Raw genomic sequence first — 20,366 nt, 5'->3', positions numbered from 1 at the left:
ACGCCTCCACCGGCGCATTTGCGCGCCAAGGTTTGGTTACCGTTTGGTAAGTGATTGTCCCGTATGCCCCGAAACATGCAGGGGAACATCATCGTTTACGGACTGGTCGGGGCATTGGCAATCGCGCTGCTGGTTGCTGCCTTCACCGATATCCGCCGCCGCCAGATCGACAACTGGCTGAACGCCGCAATTGCGCTGGGGGCTCCGGCCTACTGGTGGGCAGCGGGGCTTTCGCTCTGGCCCGACGTGGCGATGCAGGTGGGCGTTGCCCTCCTCGCCTTTGTCGCTCTGGCAGGACTTTTCGCGCTCAAGCTGATGGGCGGGGGCGACGTGAAGCTGCTCGCCGCGCTGGCGCTGTGGGTGCCGCCGCTGGGCTTCGTCAAGCTGCTGGTGATCATGTCGCTGCTGGGTGGACTGCTGACCATCGTGGTCGCAGCCTGGCACTACACCGTGACGCGCAGGCGCGATGCGAAGATCCCCTACGGCGTGGCGATTGCCAGCTCGGCGCTCATCACTCTGGCCCCGACACTCGAGGCCGGATGGCGCTCCGTTACGGGTGCATGAACGCAATATCACAAATTTTAACCAATTTGCCCGACAGATGCGGGCCTGACTTCAGAGGGCGGGACAAGTAGCCATGGACAAGAGGAAGCTGATGCTGCTGGTGGGGGCGCTGATCGTGGCGATCGGCACGGCCTTTGCTGCACGGAGCCTTTTCGCCGGTGCATCGACGCCGCAGGCGGAAGCCGCGGCCAAGATGCCGGTGGGTCCCAAGGTGCTTGTCGCCCAGCGCGCGCTGCCCGTCGGCACGATCATCACGGCCGATTCGATCAACTTCCAGGCCTGGCCCAAGGACATGGTCCAGGACGTCTACTTCGTCGAAGGCGAAGCCGACATGCAGAAGCTGCTCGGCACTGTCGTCCGCAACCCGATCACCGCAGGCGAGCCGGTCACCAAGGGCAACCTCGTGGCTCCTGGCGACCGCGGCTTCCTCGCGGCGGCTCTCGGGCCTGGCATGCGCGCCGTCACCATTCCGGTCTCGGCCCGCACGGGCGTTGCCGGCTTCGTTTTCCCGGGCGACCACATCGACCTGGTGCTGACCCAGACCGTCAAGGGCGGCGGTGACAGCGGCATGTCGCTCAAGGCTTCGGAAACGATCCTCAAGAACCTGCGCGTGCTCGCAACCGACCAGTCAACCGAGCAGGAAATGGTCGAAGGCAAGACCCGCGTCCGTACCTTCAGCACCGTCACGCTCGAAGTGACGCCCAAGATCGCCGAGAAGATCGCCGTGGCACAGACCATCGGCACGATCAGCCTCTCGCTGCGCTCGCTGGCCGACAACTCGGCCGAGCTGGAGCAGGCCATCGCGTCGGGCGACATCAAGATCCCGGCTGGCGTGAGCAAGAGCCAGGAAGAAGCCCTGCTCAAGCAGGCGATGAACCGTCCGATCGAAAGCACCAAGGCAAGCTTCGTGACCGGTGGCGACGTCTCGCGCTTCCAGCGCTCGACCGCTCCAGTCGCCGCGCCTGCCGGTGGTGCCCCTGCCATGGCCGGACCCGGCCCGCAGATGGCATCGAACGGCGCACCGATCCGCCGGGGCCCCGTGGTCCGCGTGACCCGCGGCAAGGACACCGAAGACGTCGCGCTGGGAGCGAAGTGATGACCCAGGCTCCCTACACCAAGATCATGCACAAGATCCGGAATTCGAAGGGCAGATCCATGAACCGCCGTCTTTCCTCAACGCTCATCTCGGCTGCGATGATCGCCCTGCCGCTGGCTCTGATGCCTGCGACCGGCGCTCTTCACGCCCAGAGCATGACCAGTCCTTCCCGCACTGTCACGATCTCGATCGGGCGCGGCGAACTGGTTACCGTGCCGGGCCGCATGGCCGACGTGTTCGTCGCCGACGACAAGGTCGCCGATGTCCAGGTCAAGTCGACCAACCAGCTCTATGTGTTCGGCAAGGCAGGCGGCGAGACCACGGTCTATGCCAGCAACGCCAAGGGTGACGTGGTGTGGTCTGCCAATGTCCGGGTCGGCAACAACATCGACTCGATCGACCAGATGCTGCACCTCGCCATGCCCGAGGCACGCGTCAACGTCTCGACCATGAACAACACCGTCCTGCTGACCGGCAGCGTGGGTGCGCCCGAAGATGCCGCGGAGGCGGAGCGCCTCGTCAAGGCCTTCGTCGGCGACAAGACCAACGTGATCAGCCGCCTCAAGATGGCAACGCCGCTGCAGGTCAGCCTGCACGTGAAGTTCGCCGAAGTGAGCCGCACGCTGGTGCGCGACCTTGGCTTCAACCTGACGACCATCGACGGTTCGGGCGGCTTCAAGTTCGGCATCGGACAGGGCCGTGCCATCGGCACCACTTTCACCAACGACCCGCGTCTGCCTTTTGCGGTTGGCGGCGGCAACGTGAGCGTGAGCGGATACATTCCTGATCCCACGGGTGCGACCACCAATTTCGTCAAGGGCGCAGGCACCGCAGTCTCGTCGGTTACCTCAGGTTCGACGATCTCGGGCATGGGCAAGCTCCTTGGCCTCGACCTGCTCGGCGCGCTTGATGCCGGCGAAACGCTTGGCCTTGTAACCACGCTGTCGGAACCGAACCTGACCGCGCTCTCGGGCGAGACGGCCGATTTCCTGGCGGGCGGCGAGTATCCCATCCCGGTCTCGCAAGGGCTCGGCACCACCTCGATCGAATACAAGCGTTATGGCGTCAGCCTTGCCTACACACCGACCGTCCTCGCCAATGGCCGCATCTCGCTGCGCGTCCGTCCTGAAGTGTCCGAGCTTTCGAGCACGGGCGCCCTCAAGCTCGAGAACGTGGAAATCCCGGCACTGACCGTGCGCCGCGCCGAAACGACGATCGAGCTCGGCTCGGGCCAGTCGTTCATGATCGCGGGCCTGCTCAGCAACAGCGCGCAGAACACCCTGACCAAGCTGCCCGGCGCAGGCGACGTGCCGATCCTCGGCTCGCTGTTCCGCTCTACCCGCTATCGCAAGGGCGAGACCGAACTGGTGATTGTAGTGACGCCGTATCTCGTCAACCCGGTCAACGCCAACGACATCAAGCTGCCGACAGACGGCTTCCAGAGCCCCAACGACATCCAGCGCCTGCTCGGCAACATGGAGAACGACGGGGTGACCGGGGGCGACCGGCCCAAGCCGACCCAGAAGGAAGGCACCGTTCAGGCCGGCCCCAAGGTCGGTGAACTCGATCAGCCCAAGAGCGCTCCGCAGTCGGCTGACCGCCGCAGCGACAAGAAGGTCGCCGCGGTCGAGCCCGGCTTCAGCATCCAGTGAGAAAGGGTATAGCCATGCGCCTCTTCCAATCCCGCCGTGCGCCGATGGTGCTGGTTCTCTCGCTGGCAAGCGTGCTTTCGGCCTGCTCGGTCAATGCGCCCGAGAACCGCATGCTCAATTCGGTCCACCAGCCCATCGTCCAGCGCGACCGCTATGTGTTCGACATCGAGACCCTGCCCGGCGGCGGCATCTCGATCCCCGAACAGCGCCGTCTTGCCGGATGGTTCGAAACCCTGGGTCTCAAGTATGGCGACAGGATCGCGATCGACGATCCGCTGCAGTCGAAGGCAACCATTGCTTCGGTGGATGCGGTCGCTGGTCGCTGGGGCATGTTCGTCGACGGCCCTGCCCCGGTCACGCCGGGCTATGTCGCCGCAGGCGGCGCACGCATCGTCGTGACGCGCGCCACCGCTTCGGTGCCGGGCTGCCCCGACTGGACCGCCAAGTCCGACTTCTCGATGAGCAATCGCACGACATCGAACTTCGGCTGCGCGATCAACAGCAACCTTGCCGCGATGGTCGCGAACAAGGAGCACCTCGTCCAGGGCGCTGACAGCACCGGCGAAACGGTGGTGATGAGCGGAACCAAGGCCATCGACAGCTTCCGCGCCGCGCGTCCGACCGGCGAGGAAGGCCTCAAGAACAATGCCACGTCCAATGCTGCCGGTGGCGGCGGGGGGAACTGACGACATGAGCTGGAAGAATGCAAACCGCGACGCCTTCGCCGCCTTCATGTGCGACGAAACCGCGCTCGACATCCTTCGCCCCGTGGTCGTCGACATGGGCTGGGCGCCCGAGAAGTGCCACCGGGGTGGCCTTCGCAATGCGATCCAGTCGCTTTCGATCACGGCCAGCCCGAACATCCTGATGGTCGACCTGTCGGAGAGCGGCGATCCGCTGAACGACATCAACGCGCTCGCCGAAGTCTGCGAACCGGGCACCGTGGTGATCGCGGTTGGCCAGGTCAACGACGTGCGCCTCTATCGCGACCTGATCGCCTCGGGCATCCAGGACTACCTGCTCAAGCCGCTCAATCCGGGGCAGATCCGCGATGCGCTGGTCCAGGCGCAGACGATCTTCACCGCGCCCAAGAGCCATGATCCGGCGGCGGTGAAGCGCCATGTCTCGACCGCGGTCGTCGGTACGCGCGGCGGGGTCGGAGCCTCGACGCTGGCGACTTCGCTCGCCTGGCTGTTCAGCACCGATCACAAGCTGCCGACCGCGCTGCTCGATCTCGACGTGCACTTCGGCACCGGCGCCCTGACCCTCGATCTCGAGCCCGGTCGCGGCCTGACCGACGCGATCGACAACCCGAGCCGCATCGACGGGCTGTTCATCGAACGCGCGATGATCCGGGCGAACGACAATCTCGCGATCCTTTCGGCCGAAGCGCCGATCAGCTCGCCGCTGATGACCGATGGCAGCGCCTTCGTTCAGCTGGAGGAAGAATTCCGCCAGGCTTTCGAAATGACCGTCATCGACATGCCGCGCAACATGCTGATCAATTTCCCGCATCTGCTCGGCGACGTGAACGTGGTCATCCTCGCCACCGAGCTCACGCTGTGCGGCGCGCGCGACGCGATCCGTCTGCTGTCCTGGCTCAAGACGAACGCGGCTCATGCCCGTCCGATCATCGTGGCCAACAAGGTTCAGGCAGGCGCCAACGAGATCAGCAAGGCCGATTTCGAAGCCTCGATCGAGCGCAAGATCAACTACATGATGCCCTATGACATCAAGGGCGCGTCGAACGCGGCCAAGCTTGGCCAGACTTTCGTTGCTGCCAACCGCGCATCGAAGGCCGGTGGCGTCATCCGTGACATCGCCCACGCCATAATCGGTTCGGGCGAAGATGACGGTGCAGCCGATGTCGTGCCGGGCGCACGCAAGACCTCGCTGCTTGGCAAGTTCGATCTCAAGAAGATGCTCAACAAGCCCAAGGTCGGCGCGCCCGCCTGAACGGCAGCGCAGCGATCTTGAGGTGACAGGAACGGACCGGCAATGACGAGCATTACCCAGCTGATACTGATGTCCATCGGCATGATGGTGGCGATGGTGCTGGGTTATGCCGCGCTTTCGGGTCCCTCTGCGTCGAAGGAAGGCGGGCGCCGCCTGCAGTCGGTCCGCTTCCGCCATTCGGACAGCGCGATCGACAAGGTCGAGGCGCAGTATCGCAAGACGCTGGCCGCCCGCAAGCCGCGCACCATGAAGATCGCCGGGTCCGGCTCGCGAATGGAGGCGCTCGAACTGCGCCTGCACCGCACCGGCAAGGGCTGGACGCTGTCGCAATATCTCTACTTCAGCGGCGGACTTGCACTGTTCGTCCTGATTGCCGTGTATCTCAAGACCGGCGCCCCGTTGATGGCGCTTGGCGCCGGTGTGCTGGTCGGGGGCGGCATTCCGCACTTTCTCGTCTCGCGCGCGATCAGCAAGCGCGTCGACAACTTTACCACGCGCCTGCCCGATGCGCTCGACCTGCTGGTCCGCGGCCTGCGTTCGGGCCTGCCGGTAACCGAAACCCTGGGTGTGGTTGCAAGCGAGCTGCCCGGCGCCGTGGGCGAGGAATTCAAGCTCGTGACCGACCGTATCAAGGTCGGCCGCACCATGGAAGATGCGCTGCAGGATACCGCCGATCGCCTCAACATGCCCGAATTCAACTTCTTCTGCATCACGCTCGCCATCCAGCGTGAGACCGGTGGCAACCTCGCAGAGACGCTGTCGAACCTCTCTGACGTGCTGCGCAAGCGCGCACAGATGAAGCTCAAGATCAAGGCGATGAGTTCGGAATCGAAGGCATCGGCCTATATCGTCGGCTCGCTGCCCTTTATCGTCTTCGCGCTGATCTACTGGATCAACCCGACCTACCTGATGAAGTTCTTCATCGACGATCGCCTGATCATCGCCGGGCTTGGCGGTTTGACCTGGCTCGGCATCGGGTCGTTCATCATGGCCAAGATGGTCAACTTCGAAATCTGAGCGGGGAGGACAGGCCATGATTCAAAACCCGCCCGGACCGACGCTACTCGGCTTCGATGTCTACCTGATCGGTTCGATCCTGCTCGGGATCGCGGCTGCCGCGGTCATGCTGGCGATCTACGCTGCGGTTACCGTGCGCGATCCGATGGCCAAGCGCGTCAAGGCGCTGAACGAGCGGCGCGAACAGCTAAAGGCCGGCATCGTCACGGCGAGCGCACGCAAGCGCCAGAGCATCGTCCGCCGCAACCAGACCACCGACCAGATCCGCGGCTTCCTTGAATCGCTGAAGGTTCTGCAGGACAGCCAGCTCGCGGTTATCCAGCAGAAGCTGGCGCAGGCAGGTATCCGCAAGAAGGAATGGGCGGTCGCGGTCATCCTTGGCCGTCTGGTCGGACCGATCGTGCTCGGCCTGCTGGGCGCAGTGCTGTTCTACTGGACCAACATGTTCGGCGACTGGAGCCCGATGAAGCGCATGGGCGCGTTCATGATCATGCTGATCGCGGGTTACAAAGGGCCCGATGTCTTCATCCAGAACCTGGTCTCCAAGCGCACCAACGCCATCCGCAAGGGTCTGCCCGATGCGCTCGACCTGCTGGTGATCTGCGCCGAGGCCGGTCTCACCGTCGACGCCGCGTTCAGCCGCGTGGCACGCGAACTGGGCCGTGCCTATCCGGAACTTGGCGACGAGTTCGCGCTCACCGCGATCGAACTGTCGTTCCTGACCGAACGTCGCCAGGCTTTCGAGAATCTGGCCTATCGCGTCGATCTCGAATCGGTGAAGGGCGTGGTGACGACCATGGTGCAGACCGAACGCTACGGTACTCCGCTGGCATCGGCACTGCGCGTGCTATCGGCCGAATTCCGCAACGAGCGCATGATGCGCGCCGAGGAAAAGGCCGCGCGCCTGCCCGCGATCATGACGATCCCGCTGATCCTGTTCATCCTGCCGGTGCTTTTCATCGTGATCCTCGGCCCCGCAGCCTGCTCGATCAGCGATACCCTGATCCACAAGAAGAGCTGATCGGGTCGCCAGCAAACGAAGAGGGCCCCGCCGGACATTCCGGCGGGGCCCTCTTCGTTTGATGATCAGGCGTTCAGACGCGCGTTACGGTCTGGTCGATCGCGCCGAAGATGCTCTTGCCCTTGGCGTCACGCATCTCGATCCGCACGGTATCGCCCCACTTGAGGAAAGGCGTTGCCGGTGCGCCTGCGGCAATGGTCTCGACCATGCGCTGCTCGGCGATGCAGGCATAGCCGCGGCCACCCTGCGCAACCGGCCTTCCCGGCGAACCGTCGGGATCACGGTTGGAAACCGTGCCCGAGCCGATGATCGACCCTGCGACCAGCTTTCGCGTCTTGGCCAGATGCGAGATCAGCACGCCGAAATCGAAAGTGCATTCCTCACCCGCCTCGACCCGGCCAAACGGCTGGCCATTGACGTCAATCGACAGCGTGCGGGCAAGCTTGCCCCCGGCCCAGGCCTCACCCAGCGTGGCAGGCGTGACGAAGACCGGGGAGAAGTGGCTCGCCGGCTTGGACTGCACGAACCCGAAACCCTTGGCGAGTTCGCCCGGGATCAGGTTTCGCAACGACACGTCGTTGACGAGGCCGACGAGGCGAATGCAGCCCAGGGCATCCTCGGCGCTGACGCCCTGCGGCACATCACCGGTCACGACGACGATCTCGGCCTCGAGATCGCAGCCCCAGGCTTCGTCCGCCAGAAGCAGCGGATCGCGGCCACCGCGCAAGTCGTCGCTCCCGCCCTGGTACATCAGCGGGTCGGTCCAGAAGCTTTCCGGAAGTTCCGCGCCGCGCGCCTTGCGGACGAGTTCGACGTGATTGACGTAGGCGCTGCCATCGGCCCACTGGTAGGCGCGCGGCAGCGGGGCGCAGGCCTCGCGCTCGTGGAAACGCTTGCGCGGGATGGCTTCGTGGGCAAGCTCTATCGCCAGAGCCTCGATCATCGGGAAATAGCGGTCCCAGTCGTCGAGCAGGGCCTGCATCGTCGGCACGATATGATCGGCATCGGCGTACCAGGCAAGGTCCTCAGACACGACGATCAGCCGACCGTCGCGCCCCTGCGGCAATGATGCGAGCTTCACTTTTCGTCGCCTTCGATAGCGCGCGAAGCCTTGAGCAGCTTGTCGAGGATCGCGCGCAGCTTCTCCTGTTCGCGCGGCGTGATCGCAGCGAAGATACGGTCGTACATCTCGACCGCTTGGGGCCAGATCTTGCCGTGCAGATCACGGCCCGACGGCGTCAGTTCGAGGTGATGCGAACGACCGTCCTGCTCGTTCGGGCTGCGCTGCAACAAGCTGCGCTCCTCGAGAACCTTGCAGGCGCGATTGACGGCCACCTTGTCCATCAGCGTGGCCCGGACGAGATCGCGCTGGGTCAGCGGCCCCGCATCGCCGAGCACGGCCATGATCCGCCATTCGGGGATCTTGAGGCCGAATTCGCTACGGTATTCGCCCGCAATCAGGCCGCTCACCGCGTTCGAGGTGATCGCCATCCGGTAGGGCAGGAAATCGGAGAGACGGGACTGTGTCTGGGGCATGATTTCGTATCACATGAAACCAGCCTGATGTGCAAGAGCGAAATAATATGACACCAAGCCGCGTATTTCCCGCTAGATGATTACCGGGAACCGCGCCAGACGAAATTTTCTTTATGGGCCACGCGCGCAGCTATCGCCCGCGTGGGGCGGTACTATGCGTCAGCTATGTGCCCGCGTGATCAGTGTGCGAGTATGCCCGCCATGATGAAATCGACGGTGTGCTCGCGATAACTGTCGCGCAGTTCCTCGGTCAGCGTATCCTGATCGAAACAGTGCTTCAGAACCAGTCTTGCCGAGAAGAAGCGGTCTGCCGCGCCGGTGACGGTGAAGTAGAACAGCTGTGGATCGATCGGCCGGAAAACCCCCGCCTTCACGCCATCGCCGATGAAGCGGTTGTAGGCGCGGTGCAGCGGCAGCAGGTACTGGTCGGCAATGCGTTTGGCCTCGGCCTCGTCGCTGTCACGCACAAGGCGCATGAGCAGGCGATTGAGGTATGGATAGTCGTAGTAAGTATCGATGCTCTTGGAGATATGGCGGCGAAGCTTGGCTTCCGGGCTCATGTCGTCCTTGGCGAGCAGCGCGTCGACCGACTTGACGATGTTTTCCATGTCGCGATCGAGCAGCGCCTTGAGCAAGCCTGCCTTGTTGCCGAAATAATACTTCACCAAAGCGGAGTTGAGGCCCGAACGCAGGCTCAGCTCCGAGAGCGAGATATCGACCACATCGCCCTCGCGCATGATGCTCGATGCGGTCTGCAGCAGCAGCTCGCGTGCACCCGGCGTTTCCAGGCTGTCCCCCTTTTGCGCTTGCGTACTCATTCCCAACCCGGCTCGTTCCAAAACGGATAAAAGGCAGGCATATCCGAAGAAACGCGTCCAGGGTAGCGGGGAGCGCGCTTTTCAAGGAAACTCGCGATGCCTTCGGCTGCATCTGCCCCCCGCGAAAGGGTGTAGATCGCCCTGCTATCAATGCGATGCGCCTCCATTGGGTGCGACAAAGAAGGATTGTGCCAAAGCATTGCACGGGTCATCGCGACTGACACCGCGCTGGTGTTGTCGGCAATCTCGCGCGCCAGGGCAATCGCTGCAGGCATCAGGTCTTCCGGCTCGTGGAGTGAGCGCACCAGACCACCGCGCAAGGCTTCCTTGGCATCGAACACCCGGCCGGTCATGCACCATTCCAGCGCCTGCGGCGTGCCCACGATGCGCGGCAGGAACCAGCTGGAAGCCGCCTCGGGCACGATCCCGCGACGGGCGAAGACAAGGCCGAAGCGCGCCTTCTTCGAGGCGAGGCGGATGTCCATCGGCAACTGCATCGTCACGCCAACGCCGACCGCTGCACCGTTGATCGCGCCGATCACCGGCTTCTTCGACTGGAAGATGCGAAGGGTGAGCATGCCGCCGCCATCGCGCACGCGCGGATCGGACAGATCGTCAACCGCATCGCCGCTGGAGAACACATGCTTGCCGTCGTCGGGTGTGAGGTCGGCCCCGGCACAGAAAGCGCGGTCCCCCGCCCCGGTCACGATCACCGCGCGGACGCTGTCGTCAGCGTCGGTGCGATCGAACGCGTCGATCATCTCGTGCATCATCGTGCCGGTATAGGCATTCATCTTTTCCGGGCGGTGCAACGTGATCGTTGCGATGCCGTCCGCGATGTCGAGCTTGATCTGCGTGTAATCGGCCAAGAAACCTCTCCCCAAGGTCCGGTGCGCTCTCGCGAAGGCGGGAGCCTCGGTCGGTTTGCGCCAGCGTTCCGTAACGCCACCGAGGCCCCCGCTTTCGCGGGGACGCAACTTGGTGGCTTAACGCGGCGCCATGCGGATCGCACCGTCGAGGCGGACGTCCTCGCCGTTGAAGTAGCCGGTCTCGATCATGCACATGGCGAGGTTGGCATATTCCTCGGGCATGCCAAGGCGCTTGGGGAACGGCACCGAAGCGGCCAGCGCATCCTTCACGTTCTGCGGCGCGCCCTGCAGCAGCGGAGTGTTGAAGATGCCCGGGAGGATGGTGTTGACGCGGATGCCCTCGCCCATCAGGTCACGCGCGATCGGCAGGGTCATGCCGACGACGCCGCCCTTCGAAGCCGAATAGGCGGCCTGCCCGATCTGGCCGTCCTCGGCCGCGACCGACGCGGTGTTGATGATCGCGCCGCGCTCGCCGAACTCGTCGCAAGGATCAAGCGTCATCATGCCTGCGGCCGACTTGGCGATGCAGCGGAACGTGCCGACGAGGTTGATCTGGATGATCCAGTTGAAGGCATCGAGCGGGAAGTGCTTGATCTCGCCTGTTTCCTTCGAGCGGCTGGCGGTCTTGATCGCATTGCCGGTGCCGGCGCAGTTGACGAGGATGCGCTCCTGGCCATGCGCCGCGCGGGCCTTGGCAAAACCTGCATCGACGCTCTCGTCGCTGGTCACGTTGACTTCGCAGAACACGCCGCCGATCTCAGCAGCCATGGCCTCGCCCTTCTCCTTCTGGAGGTCGAAGATGGCGACCTTCACGCCCTTGGCGGCAAGTGCGCGCGCCGTGGCGGCACCAAGGCCGGATGCGCCACCAGTAACGACGGCGGCAACGGTGTTGTCGAGCTTCATGGGGTCAATCCTCTCTCAGAGACTGGGCAATCAAAGGGCTTCGATGATGGTGACGTTGGCCACGCCGCCGCCTTCGCACATCGTCTGCAGGCCGTACTTGCCGCCGCGCGCGCGCAGGGCATGGACCAGCGTCGCCATGAGCTTCGTGCCCGAAGCACCCAGCGGATGGCCGAGCGCGATGGCGCCGCCATTGACGTTGAGCTTCTCCGGATCGGCACCGGTGTGCTTGAGCCAGGCCATCGGCACCGAGGCAAACGCCTCGTTCACTTCGTAAAGGTCGATGTCCGAAATCTTCATGCCTGCCCGCTGCAGCGCGCGATCGGTGGCGAAGAGCGGCTCTTCGAGCATGATCACCGGATCGCCTGCGGTCACGGTCAGGTTGTGGATGCGCGCCAGCGGGGTCAGGCCATGGGCCTTGAGCGCGGCTTCCGAAACAACCAGCACCGCGCTCGATCCGTCGCAGATCTGACTGGAGCTGGCAGCGGTGAGCGAGCCTTCGGGATTGAGCAGCTTGACCCCGGCGATGCTTTCCAGCGTCGCATCGAAGCGGATGCCTTCGTCCACGGTGTGCATGGCAGGGCCTTCGGGCGTCTCGATCTCCACGCCCACGATCTCGCCCGCAAAGGCTTGCGCCTGCGTTGCGGCAATCGCCTTCTGGTGGCTCGACAGGGCGAAGCGGTCGAGTTCGTCCTTGGTGAAGCCGTGCTTCTTGACGATCATTTCCGCGCCCATGAACTGCGAGAACATGATCCCCGGATACTTCTCCTCGAGCCCCGGCGACTTGTAGTGCCCCAGGCCCTCCTTCATGTGGAAGGTGGCGTTCGAGCCCATCGGCACACGGCTCATGCTTTCGACGCCCGCTGCGATGACCACGTCCTGCACGCCCGACATCACAGCCTGCGCGGCAAACTGGATCGCCTGCTGGGAAGAACCGCACTGGCGGTCGATGGTGACGGCAGGGGTCGACTGCGGCAGAAGCTTCGAGGCGAGCACGGCATTGCGCCCGACCTGCATCGCCTGCTGCCCGGCCTGCGTCACGCAGCCCATGATCACGTCATCGATGGCGGTCGGGTCGATGCCGGAACGCGCCACGATCGCATCGAGGCTCCGCGCGGCAAGGTCCACCGGGTGGACGCCCGCAAGCCTGCCACCCCGGCGACCACCTGCGGTGCGCACCGCTTCCACGATATAGGCTGTGGCCATTTCACTCGACTCCTCGGAATGCTTCTTTAATCGAACGATTAAGGAGCGTTGCACTGATGGTCAAGCGGGCTTGTGGAGTTCCCTGCACCGCCCCATAGATCGCCGCGTGAGCAAGGAACTTGCCCTGATTGAAGCGCTGCGGGCGCTCGCCACGCATCCTGCCGCGCGCGGGCTGGAAGACGACTGCGCCGTGCTGCCGTTCGGCACCGAGACGCTGGTCCTGACGCACGACATGATGGTCGAGGGCGTCCATTGGCTGCCGGGTCAGGACATGGCCGATGTGGCATGGAAACTGGTGGCGACCAACCTTTCGGACCTTGCCGCCAAAGGTGCGGAGCCTGTCGGGGTCATGCTGGGCTTCACGTTGGGCGAGGACGATGCCCGCTTCGTTGCAGGGCTTGACGAAGCGCTTTCAGCTTTTGCCGTGCCTCTGCTTGGTGGCGATACCGTGCGGGGTACCGGGCCGCGCAGCCTCGGCCTTACGGCGCTCGGCAGGGCGACCACCGCGCACGTGCCCGGTCGGAACGGAGCGAGGGTCGGTGACACGCTATGGCTTACAGGGCCGGTCGGCGCGGCGATGCTCGGGTACGAAGCCCTGCGCGATGGCACGGGCGCCGACAGCACGGCCTTCCGCCGCCCTGTCCCGCGCCTTGCCGAGGGCGCAGCCCTTGCGCGCATGGTCACCGCAATGATGGACGTATCGGACGGCCTGCTGATCGATGCCGAACGGATGGCCAAGACCAGCGGCGTGACTTTCGCCCTTGATGCAAGCGCGGTTCCCTTACCCCCGGTCATGCCCGAATCCCGCCGCGACGAAGCCATGCGCTGGGGTGACGACTACGAACTGCTGTTCACGCTTCCCGCCGACACCGAACCACCGGTGGCAGCCACGCGTATCGGGATAACCGTCGCGGCTACGCTATCGCCTGTTACCATTGACGGTGCCCCGCCGCAGGGGCGGCTGGGTTATCTGCACGATTAAAATTCGCGCACAGCGGACGCATCGAGGCTTGCGGGTCAGAAATAAAGCTATAGCTTCCCGCCCGACCCGCAACGACGGGGGCGGACCTTTCGCAGGTCCGGGAGATAAAGGGGGATGCTAACGTGAACCTTGTCGTATTATCGATATTATTCGGGTTGCTGGCCATCGTTTATGGCTTCGTGACCAGCCGTCAGGTGCTTGGAAGCCCGGCGGGCAATGCCAAGATGCAGGAAATCGCCGCCGCCATCCAGGAAGGCGCGCAGGCCTATCTCAAGCGTCAGTACACCACCATCGCCATCGTCGGCGTGGTCGTTGCCGTGATCATCGCGGCAACGCTCGGCACGATCTCGGCCACCGGATTCGTGATCGGCGCGGTGCTTTCGGGCGTGGCGGGCTTCATCGGGATGAACATCTCGGTGCGCTCGAACGTGCGCACGGCAGCGGCGGCGCAGAACGGCCTGCAGTCCGGCCTGACCCTCGCCTTCCGTGCGGGCGCGATCACCGGCATGCTCGTGGCGGGCCTCGCGCTCCTCGCGATCGCGGTGTTCTACCACTACCTGACCGACATCGCGGGCTACACCGTGGGCGGCGATGACCGTACCGTGGTCGACGGGCTGGTCGCACTGGCCTTCGGCGCATCGCTCATCTCGATCTTCGCGCGTCTCGGCGGCGGCATCTTCACCAAGGCCGCAGACGTCGGCGCCGACCTCGTCGGCAAGGTCGAAGCTGGCATCCCCGAAGACGATCCGCGCAACCCTGCCGTGATCGCCGACAACGTGGGCGACAACGTCGGCGACTGCGCCGGCATGGCTGCCGACCTGTTCGAGACCTACGTCGTGACCGTGGGCGCAACGATGGTTCTCACCGCGCTGCTGCTCAAGGGCCTCGGCGCTGCTCTCGCCCCGATGATGGCGCTCCCGCTGCTGATCGGCGGCGTCTGCATCGTCACCTCGATCATCGGCACCTACTTCGTGAAGCTGGGTTCGTCGAACAACATCATGGGCGCGATGTACAAGGGCTTCCTTGTCACCGCCGTGCTCTCTGTCGGTGCGATCTGGTGGGCCATTTCCTATGCGCTCGGCGACATGGAAACGACCATGTCGTACACCATCCTCGACAACACGGTGACCTTCTCGGGCCGCGTGCTGTTCTACTGCTCGCTGCTCGGTCTGGTCATCACCGGCCTGATCATCTGGATCACCGAGTACTACACCGGCACCAACTACCGTCCGGTGCGCTCGATCGCCAAGTCATCGGAAACCGGCCACGGCACCAACGTCATCCAGGGTCTGGCGATCAGCCTTGAATCGACCGCGATGCCGACGATCGTGATCTGCGCCGGCATCATCATTGCCTACCAGCTCGCAGGGCTGATCGGCATTGCCTATGCGGCAACCGCGATGCTGGCGCTGGCCGGCATGGTCGTCGCGCTCGATGCCTATGGCCCTGTCACCGACAACGCCGGTGGCATTGCCGAAATGGCTGGCCTCGACGATTCGGTCCGTGAAAAGACCGACGCGCTCGATGCCGTGGGCAACACCACCAAGGCCGTGACCAAGGGCTATGCAATCGGATCGGCCGGCCTTGCCGCGCTCGTCCTGTTCGCCGCCTACACCACCGACCTTCGCGAGTTCTTCCCGAACCTCGCGGTCAGCTTCAGCCTCGAAAACCCCTATGTCATCGTCGGGCTGCTGCTCGGCGCGCTCCTGCCGTACCTGTTCGGTGCGATGGGCATGACCGCTGTGGGCCGCGCGGCGGGCGACGTGGTGATCGATGTGCGTGACCAGTTCCGCGAAAATCCGGGCATCATGGCGGGCACGTCCAAGCCCGACTACGCCCGCACCGTGGACCTCGTGACCAAGGCTGCGATCAAGGAAATGATCATTCCGTCGCTGCTGCCGGTGCTCGCACCAATCGCGGTCTACTTCGTAATCGCCGCAGTTGCGGGTCAGGCCAACGGCTTTGCCGCGCTTGGCGCCCTGCTGCTCGGCGTGATCGTCGGCGGCCTGTTCGTTGCCATCTCGATGACCTCGGGCGGCGGCGCATGGGACAACGCCAAGAAGTACATCGAAGACGGCCACCACGGCGGCAAGGGCAGCGAAGCCCACAAGGCTGCGGTGACCGGCGATACCGTGGGCGATCCCTACAAGGACACTGCGGGTCCGGCCGTCAACCCGATGATCAAGATCACCAACATCGTGGCCCTGCTGCTGCTTGCAGCTCTGGCAAGCCACGCCGTCGGCTGATCGTTACCTGAACTGACGCAATTCTGGCCCGCCCGGCTCCAGCCGGGCGGGCCTTTCTTTTGCTGCTTTGTTAACCGGGTTTTCGCGCATTGCCTCTAAGACCCGGGTCGTGAACGCCGCACCCTTCATTGCCGTTGCCCGCCCCCTGCCGCTTGCGCCCGCAAGCGAACCTGTCGCGCGGGTTTCACCATGGGGCGATTGGACCGGCGACAAGCAGCGCGCCGCCTGGCAGGCGCTGGCCGACGGTGCATCGACGCCCAACCCCTTCTTTGAACCGTGGTACCTGCTGCCCGCTCTGGAAGCATTCGATCCCAAGGGCACCGGACGGCTGCTCACTGTCGAGCTTGGCGGCGAACTGGTCGGCCTGATGCCGATCACCACGCCGCGCCGCTATGCCCGCTGGCCGATCCCGCACCTGTCGACCTGGCTGCACCCCAACGCTTTCCTCGGCGTACCACTCGTTCGCGCAGGCTGCGAACTGCCGTTCTGGAAGGCAATCACCAATTGGGCCGACGCCAACGCCGGTGCATCGCAGGCGATGTTCCTCCACCTTGCCGCCATGCCGCTGGAGCAGCCGCTGACGCAAGCGCTGTTCGATCTTGCCAGCAGCGATGACCGCCGCGCCGCCCTGGTCATGCGCGAGGAACGCGCCCTGCTGCACTCCCCGCTGTCACCAGAGCTCTATCTCGAACGCGCCCTGCCCGGAAAAAAGCGTAAGGAACTGCGCCGCCAGCATGCCCGCCTTGCCGAACAGGGCGCGCTGACGTTCGAGCGTCTGACAGGCGACGAAGGCAATGTCGCCCAGTGGATCGAGGACTTCCTCGCGCTCGAACACCGCGGCTGGAAGGGAACGAGCGGCAGCGCCATGGCCAGCGCGCCAGCAACCGCCAACCTGTTCCGCAAGGCCCTCGCCGGAGCCGCCACGCTCGGAAAACTCGAACGCCTTGCCCTTTCGCTCGACGGACGGCGGATAGCCATGCTGGCGAACTTCCTCACCCCGCCCGGCAGCTTCTCGTTCAAGACCGCCTTTGACGAGGCCTTCGCGCGCTATTCGCCGGGCGTCCTGCTCCAGCGCGAGAACCTCGCCCTGCTCTCGCGCCCCGAAATCTCTTGGTGCGACAGCTGCGCCGCGCCGGATCATCCCATGATCGACAGCCTGTGGGCCGAGCGCCGCCCCATAGGCCGCATATCGGTCGCCATCGGCGGCAAAGCCCGCCGCTCGCTCTTCGAAATCCTCCTCGCGCTCGAACTCGGGCGCAATCCTGCCGGACTCGACCGATGAACCAGCCCGCCCCCGCATTTGCAGGCACCGCGCCGCTCGACACCTTCGACGAAACATCGCGCGCGACCTTCGCCGCATCCTATCCGGAAGTGCCACACAAGCTCGTCCACCGCCTCGGCATGCATCCGCTGATGCAACTCGATGCCCTGGCCTGCCTTGGCGAAGCGCTGCCGCAACGCTCGGTCGAGTATAATCGCGCCGCCCTGCCCATCGGCCTCAATGGCGAGAAGGCCCCCGCCAACGGCATCGGCATCGGCGAGACGATCCGCAACATCGCGTCCACCGGCAGCTGGGCCGCGCTCAAGAACATCGAACAGTGCCCCGCCTATGCCGGACTTCTGATAGACCTCCTCGCCGAATTGCGCCCGGTGATCGAGGCGCGCACCGGGGCCATGCTGAAACCGCAGAGCTTCGTCTTCGTGACCAGCCCGGGCGGCGTAACGCCCTACCATTTCGACCCGGAGCACAACATCCTGCTGCAGGTCATGGGCTCGAAGGTCATGACCATGTTCCCCGCAGGCGATGCCCGCTTTGCGCCGGACGAGACCCACGAGGGCTACCACACCGGCGGCGGGCGCGAGCTGTTCTGGCGCGATGAGCTGCTGCCCGCAGGCAAGCAATGGTCGCTGTCGCCGGGCGAGGCGCTCTACGTGCCGGTCATGTCGCCGCATTTCGTGAACAACGGCCCGGCCCCCTCGGTCTCGCTGTCGATCACCTGGCGCTCCGAATGGAGCTTTGCCGAAGCCGACGCGCGGGCCTTCAACGGCTTGCTGCGCCGGATCGGGATCACACCCCGCGCGCCCGGCCGGTGGCCTGCGTCCAACCGCGCCAAGGCCCTGGCATGGCGCGTCTATGCCAAGGCGCGTGGGCTGCGCTGATCTCATACCGTTGACGTAATCGGGCAGTCGGTTCATCGGCGAGGCATGACCGAGAACGACAATCCGACTCCGCAGGAACTGGTCGCGCGCCTGCTCGACCTGCTCAACGTAAAGGACCACGGCGGCGACCGCTTCGAAGGCGCCCGCAAGATCGGCGGCGTGGGTCGCGTGTTCGGCGGGCAGGTGATCGGTCAGGCCCTTGCCAGCGCCGAGCGCACCGTACCCGACGATCGCCCGGTCCATTCGCTCCATGCCTACTTCCTTCGCGGTGGCAGCGAGGACCACGAGATCGACTTCAAGGTCGAGCGCGACCTCGATGGCGGCAGCTTCTCCAACCGGCGCATCGTGGCCAGCCAGCTCGGCAAGCCGATCCTCAACATGGTCGCCTCGTTCCACAAGCGCGAGGATGGACGCTATCATGCCGAGCCCATGCCCACCGTCAGACCGCCTGAGGAACTGGAAAGCGAGGCTTCCCTTCGCGCCCGCTTTGCCGAAAGGATGACCGAACAGCAGCGCAAGTTCATGCTGCAGCCCCGCCCGATCGAACTGCGCCCGCTCGAACCGCGCCACTGGATGGGGCCCGGTCCGCAGGAGCCACGTTCGCACACCTGGTTTCGCTCCGTCGCTGCCCTGCCCGACGATCCGCGCATCCACCGTGCCGTGCTCGCCTATGCCAGCGACATGAACCTGCTGGGCACCAGCACCTTGCCGCACGACATCAGCTGGACGAAGGGCAACCTGATGGGCGCGAGTCTCGACCACGCCATCTGGTTCCATGACGATTTCCGAGCCGACGATTGGCTGCTCTACGCCTGCGACAGCCCATGGGCCGGACGCGCGCGCGGCTTCAACCGCGGTCGGATCTATACGCGTGACGGCAGGCTGGTCGCAAATGTCGCTCAGGAAGGGCTGATCCGCCCGATCACGCCCAAGCCCCAGGGCTGATCAGGGCGCGGGGCAGACCACGCCGCTGATGCGCGGGCGGTCGATCATGGCGAAAACCACCCGCCCCAGCGACGATACACCCGGTTGAGCCGCCAATTCCCTGGCAACGCGTTCGAAACGGCGGCAGTTGGCGGGATCGGTTGCCCCGCCGCCATAGCGGTTGCCAAGCTGGGTAGAGTAGCTTTCATAGGCCCGCTTCTGCGGCGCGAAGAAAGCGCGCAACCGGCGGTCAGCGGCCGAAAAGACCGGGCGATGGGTGCCGAGCATGGCATCATAGACCGGCGCGATGTCCGTGCCGATTGCCTTGCAGCGCAAGGTCACGGCCATCATCATCGTCTCGAACTCGTGGATCCGCGCTGCGGTCAGCGTTTCGCGATCAAGGCAGGCTTCGGCATGGGCCGGGCTGGCCGCGAGCATGATCGCCGCCATCGCGAGTTCGACCGCACGCCTCATTTCGTCGCCGTCGCGATCTGGCAGGCCGTGATTGGCACGGCCATGATCTCATCGAACTGGCGGACGAGCGCAGCCTGCCGCGCGTACGTCGTTGCGGCAACCTGCTGCTGATAGGCACTGGCCTCTGCCGCGAGCACGTTCATCGGCGTGGGATCGCGGGCGAGCTGAAAGCTGTCATAAGCCTGCTGGAGCGTCTGCATGTAGGCGATGGCGGCGGCATTGTTGGCGCGCGCGAGTTCCAGCTGCGGCTTGTAGCGCGTTTCGTAAAAGGCATTGCGCTGTTCGGCAGAACAGAACGTGCTCGGCAGCGGAAGATCGGCCACCTCGCTCAGCACCGGTCGCGGCGGAACGGAAAAGCCTTGCGCTGCAGAGACCCGGCTCGTCCCCGCACCCGCTTCCTGCGAGCGAGCGAGTTCGAGCAGCAGGTTCGCGTCGCTGGCCGCTTGCGACGCGTCGGCCGGAGCAGCCCCCGGGGCAGACACGGCAATCGCTTTCGGCTCGGGTCGAACGGGAGCAGGAGCTGCTGCCGGTGCAGCAGGGGGAGGTGCAACGGTTACGACGGCGGGAGCTAGTTGCGCGGGAGGTGCCGCTACCGGCGCCGGTGCCTGCGCAACAGCGGGGGCCGAAAGCGGCACCTTGCGCAGGTTCGCCAGCTTGGCGCGTGCCAGCCCAGCAAAGGTGCCGGCCGGATACTGCTGGAGATAGGCTTCGTAAACTGCCGGATCGTCACTGCCCGAGACCGATTGCCAGAATGCCAGCTCGAACGGAGAGCCGACACCGTTGGCCGGTTGCGCGCAAAGCGGCGCAGGCAAGCCGAGCAGCGCTGCCGCCACTGTCGAAAGCGCTGCCACGCGCACCCATCCCGCAAACATTCGAAAAGCCCCCCGGCTGTTCCGTCACCATTGACCAAGGCCAGACACCAGACGGCATCAGCCTCAACCTGCT

20 protein-coding genes are annotated in these 20,366 nt (G+C 64.8%); 12 read left to right on the top strand and 8 right to left on the bottom strand.

Annotation, left to right across the window (positions count from 1 at the left end; genetic code table 11):
- Nucleotides 1-75 precede the first annotated feature (75 nt).
- The 7 genes from ACZ1JW_RS11390 (at nt 76) to ACZ1JW_RS11360 (ending at nt 7,306) form a co-directional block, all read left to right on the top strand.
- Nucleotides 76-564 (top strand): A24 family peptidase, encoded by a 489-nt coding sequence (locus ACZ1JW_RS11390; protein WP_465123437.1) that lies wholly within the window; start codon nt 76-78, stop codon nt 562-564.
- A 73-nt stretch (nt 565-637) separates the two neighbouring features.
- The gene (gene cpaB / locus ACZ1JW_RS11385; protein WP_465123438.1) at nt 638-1,660 is read left to right on the top strand and encodes a Flp pilus assembly protein CpaB; all 1,023 of its coding nucleotides are present in this window, start codon (nt 638-640) and stop codon (nt 1,658-1,660) included.
- Nucleotides 1,660-3,312 (top strand): type II and III secretion system protein family protein, encoded by a 1,653-nt coding sequence (locus ACZ1JW_RS11380; protein ID WP_465123439.1) that lies wholly within the window; start codon nt 1,660-1,662, stop codon nt 3,310-3,312. Before cpaB ends, ACZ1JW_RS11380 begins: the two co-directional genes overlap by 1 nt.
- A gap of 14 nt (nt 3,313-3,326) precedes the next feature.
- On the top strand, nt 3,327-3,998 hold the full coding sequence (locus ACZ1JW_RS11375; protein ID WP_465123440.1) for a CpaD family pilus assembly protein: 672 nt from the start codon (nt 3,327-3,329) through the stop codon (nt 3,996-3,998).
- Nucleotides 3,999-4,002: 4 nt separating this feature from the next.
- Nucleotides 4,003-5,268, top strand: a complete 1,266-nt coding sequence (locus ACZ1JW_RS11370; RefSeq protein ID WP_465140633.1) for an AAA family ATPase — start codon at nt 4,003-4,005, stop codon at nt 5,266-5,268.
- Nucleotides 5,269-5,310: 42 nt separating this feature from the next.
- The gene (locus tag ACZ1JW_RS11365; protein WP_465140632.1) at nt 5,311-6,285 is read left to right on the top strand and encodes a type II secretion system F family protein; all 975 of its coding nucleotides are present in this window, start codon (nt 5,311-5,313) and stop codon (nt 6,283-6,285) included.
- A gap of 16 nt (nt 6,286-6,301) precedes the next feature.
- The gene (locus ACZ1JW_RS11360) at nt 6,302-7,306 is read left to right on the top strand and encodes a type II secretion system F family protein (RefSeq protein ID WP_465123443.1); all 1,005 of its coding nucleotides are present in this window, start codon (nt 6,302-6,304) and stop codon (nt 7,304-7,306) included.
- A gap of 73 nt (nt 7,307-7,379) precedes the next feature.
- Here ACZ1JW_RS11360 and ACZ1JW_RS11355 read toward each other — a convergent pair whose 3' ends face one another.
- From ACZ1JW_RS11355 to ACZ1JW_RS11330, 6 genes are all read right to left on the bottom strand, one after another.
- On the bottom strand, nt 7,380-8,387 hold the full coding sequence (locus ACZ1JW_RS11355; RefSeq protein ID WP_465140631.1) for a fumarylacetoacetate hydrolase family protein: 1,008 nt from the start codon (nt 8,385-8,387) through the stop codon (nt 7,380-7,382).
- Complete coding sequence (locus ACZ1JW_RS11350; protein WP_465123445.1) at nt 8,384-8,842, bottom strand: MarR family winged helix-turn-helix transcriptional regulator; 459 nt, start codon at nt 8,840-8,842, stop codon at nt 8,384-8,386. The genes ACZ1JW_RS11355 and ACZ1JW_RS11350 overlap by 4 nt, the downstream gene beginning before the upstream one ends.
- Before the next feature lie 179 nt (nt 8,843-9,021).
- A complete protein-coding gene (locus ACZ1JW_RS11345) occupies nt 9,022-9,660 on the bottom strand; it encodes a TetR family transcriptional regulator (protein WP_465123446.1) in 639 nt (212 codons plus the stop codon).
- Complete coding sequence (locus ACZ1JW_RS11340) at nt 9,657-10,529, bottom strand: crotonase/enoyl-CoA hydratase family protein (RefSeq protein WP_465140630.1); 873 nt, start codon at nt 10,527-10,529, stop codon at nt 9,657-9,659. Before ACZ1JW_RS11340 ends, ACZ1JW_RS11345 begins: the two co-directional genes overlap by 4 nt.
- Nucleotides 10,530-10,646: 117 nt before the next feature.
- Nucleotides 10,647-11,432 carry an SDR family NAD(P)-dependent oxidoreductase gene (locus ACZ1JW_RS11335; RefSeq protein ID WP_465123448.1) on the bottom strand — a complete coding sequence of 262 codons (786 nt, stop codon included), beginning with the start codon at nt 11,430-11,432 and terminating at the stop codon, nt 10,647-10,649.
- Nucleotides 11,433-11,462: 30 nt separating this feature from the next.
- Entirely contained in the window at nt 11,463-12,635 is a 1,173-nt protein-coding gene (locus tag ACZ1JW_RS11330; RefSeq protein WP_465123449.1) for an acetyl-CoA C-acetyltransferase, read from the bottom strand.
- A 106-nt stretch (nt 12,636-12,741) separates the two neighbouring features.
- Here ACZ1JW_RS11330 and thiL point away from each other — a divergent pair, with 106 nt between their 5' ends.
- The 5 genes from thiL to ACZ1JW_RS11305 all read left to right on the top strand — a co-directional run bounded on the left by thiL (nt 12,742) and on the right by ACZ1JW_RS11305 (nt 18,968).
- Complete coding sequence (gene thiL, locus ACZ1JW_RS11325; RefSeq protein ID WP_465140629.1) at nt 12,742-13,617, top strand: thiamine-phosphate kinase; 876 nt, start codon at nt 12,742-12,744, stop codon at nt 13,615-13,617.
- Between the two features lie 122 nt (nt 13,618-13,739).
- On the top strand, nt 13,740-15,863 hold the full coding sequence (locus ACZ1JW_RS11320) for a sodium-translocating pyrophosphatase (RefSeq protein ID WP_465140628.1): 2,124 nt from the start codon (nt 13,740-13,742) through the stop codon (nt 15,861-15,863).
- Between the two features lie 109 nt (nt 15,864-15,972).
- A complete protein-coding gene (locus tag ACZ1JW_RS11315) occupies nt 15,973-17,145 on the top strand; it encodes a GNAT family N-acetyltransferase (protein ID WP_465140627.1) in 1,173 nt (390 codons plus the stop codon).
- Nucleotides 17,142-18,023, top strand: a complete 882-nt coding sequence (locus tag ACZ1JW_RS11310) for a transcriptional regulator (protein WP_465140626.1) — start codon at nt 17,142-17,144, stop codon at nt 18,021-18,023. Before ACZ1JW_RS11315 ends, ACZ1JW_RS11310 begins: the two co-directional genes overlap by 4 nt.
- Nucleotides 18,024-18,068: 45 nt before the next feature.
- Nucleotides 18,069-18,968, top strand: coding sequence for an acyl-CoA thioesterase (locus tag ACZ1JW_RS11305; RefSeq protein WP_465123456.1), 900 nt, complete (start codon nt 18,069-18,071; stop codon nt 18,966-18,968).
- Here ACZ1JW_RS11305 and ACZ1JW_RS11300 read toward each other — a convergent pair whose 3' ends face one another.
- Nucleotides 18,969-19,421, bottom strand: coding sequence for a hypothetical protein (locus ACZ1JW_RS11300; RefSeq protein WP_465140625.1), 453 nt, complete (start codon nt 19,419-19,421; stop codon nt 18,969-18,971).
- On the bottom strand, nt 19,418-20,293 hold the full coding sequence (locus tag ACZ1JW_RS11295) for a hypothetical protein (RefSeq protein ID WP_465140624.1): 876 nt from the start codon (nt 20,291-20,293) through the stop codon (nt 19,418-19,420). Before ACZ1JW_RS11295 ends, ACZ1JW_RS11300 begins: the two co-directional genes overlap by 4 nt.
- Nucleotides 20,294-20,366: the final 73 nt, after the last annotated feature.

This window comes from Novosphingobium sp. BL-A-28-Hi1-0D (assembly GCF_055521755.1).
This window is presented reverse-complemented; position numbering and strand designations above follow the sequence as displayed.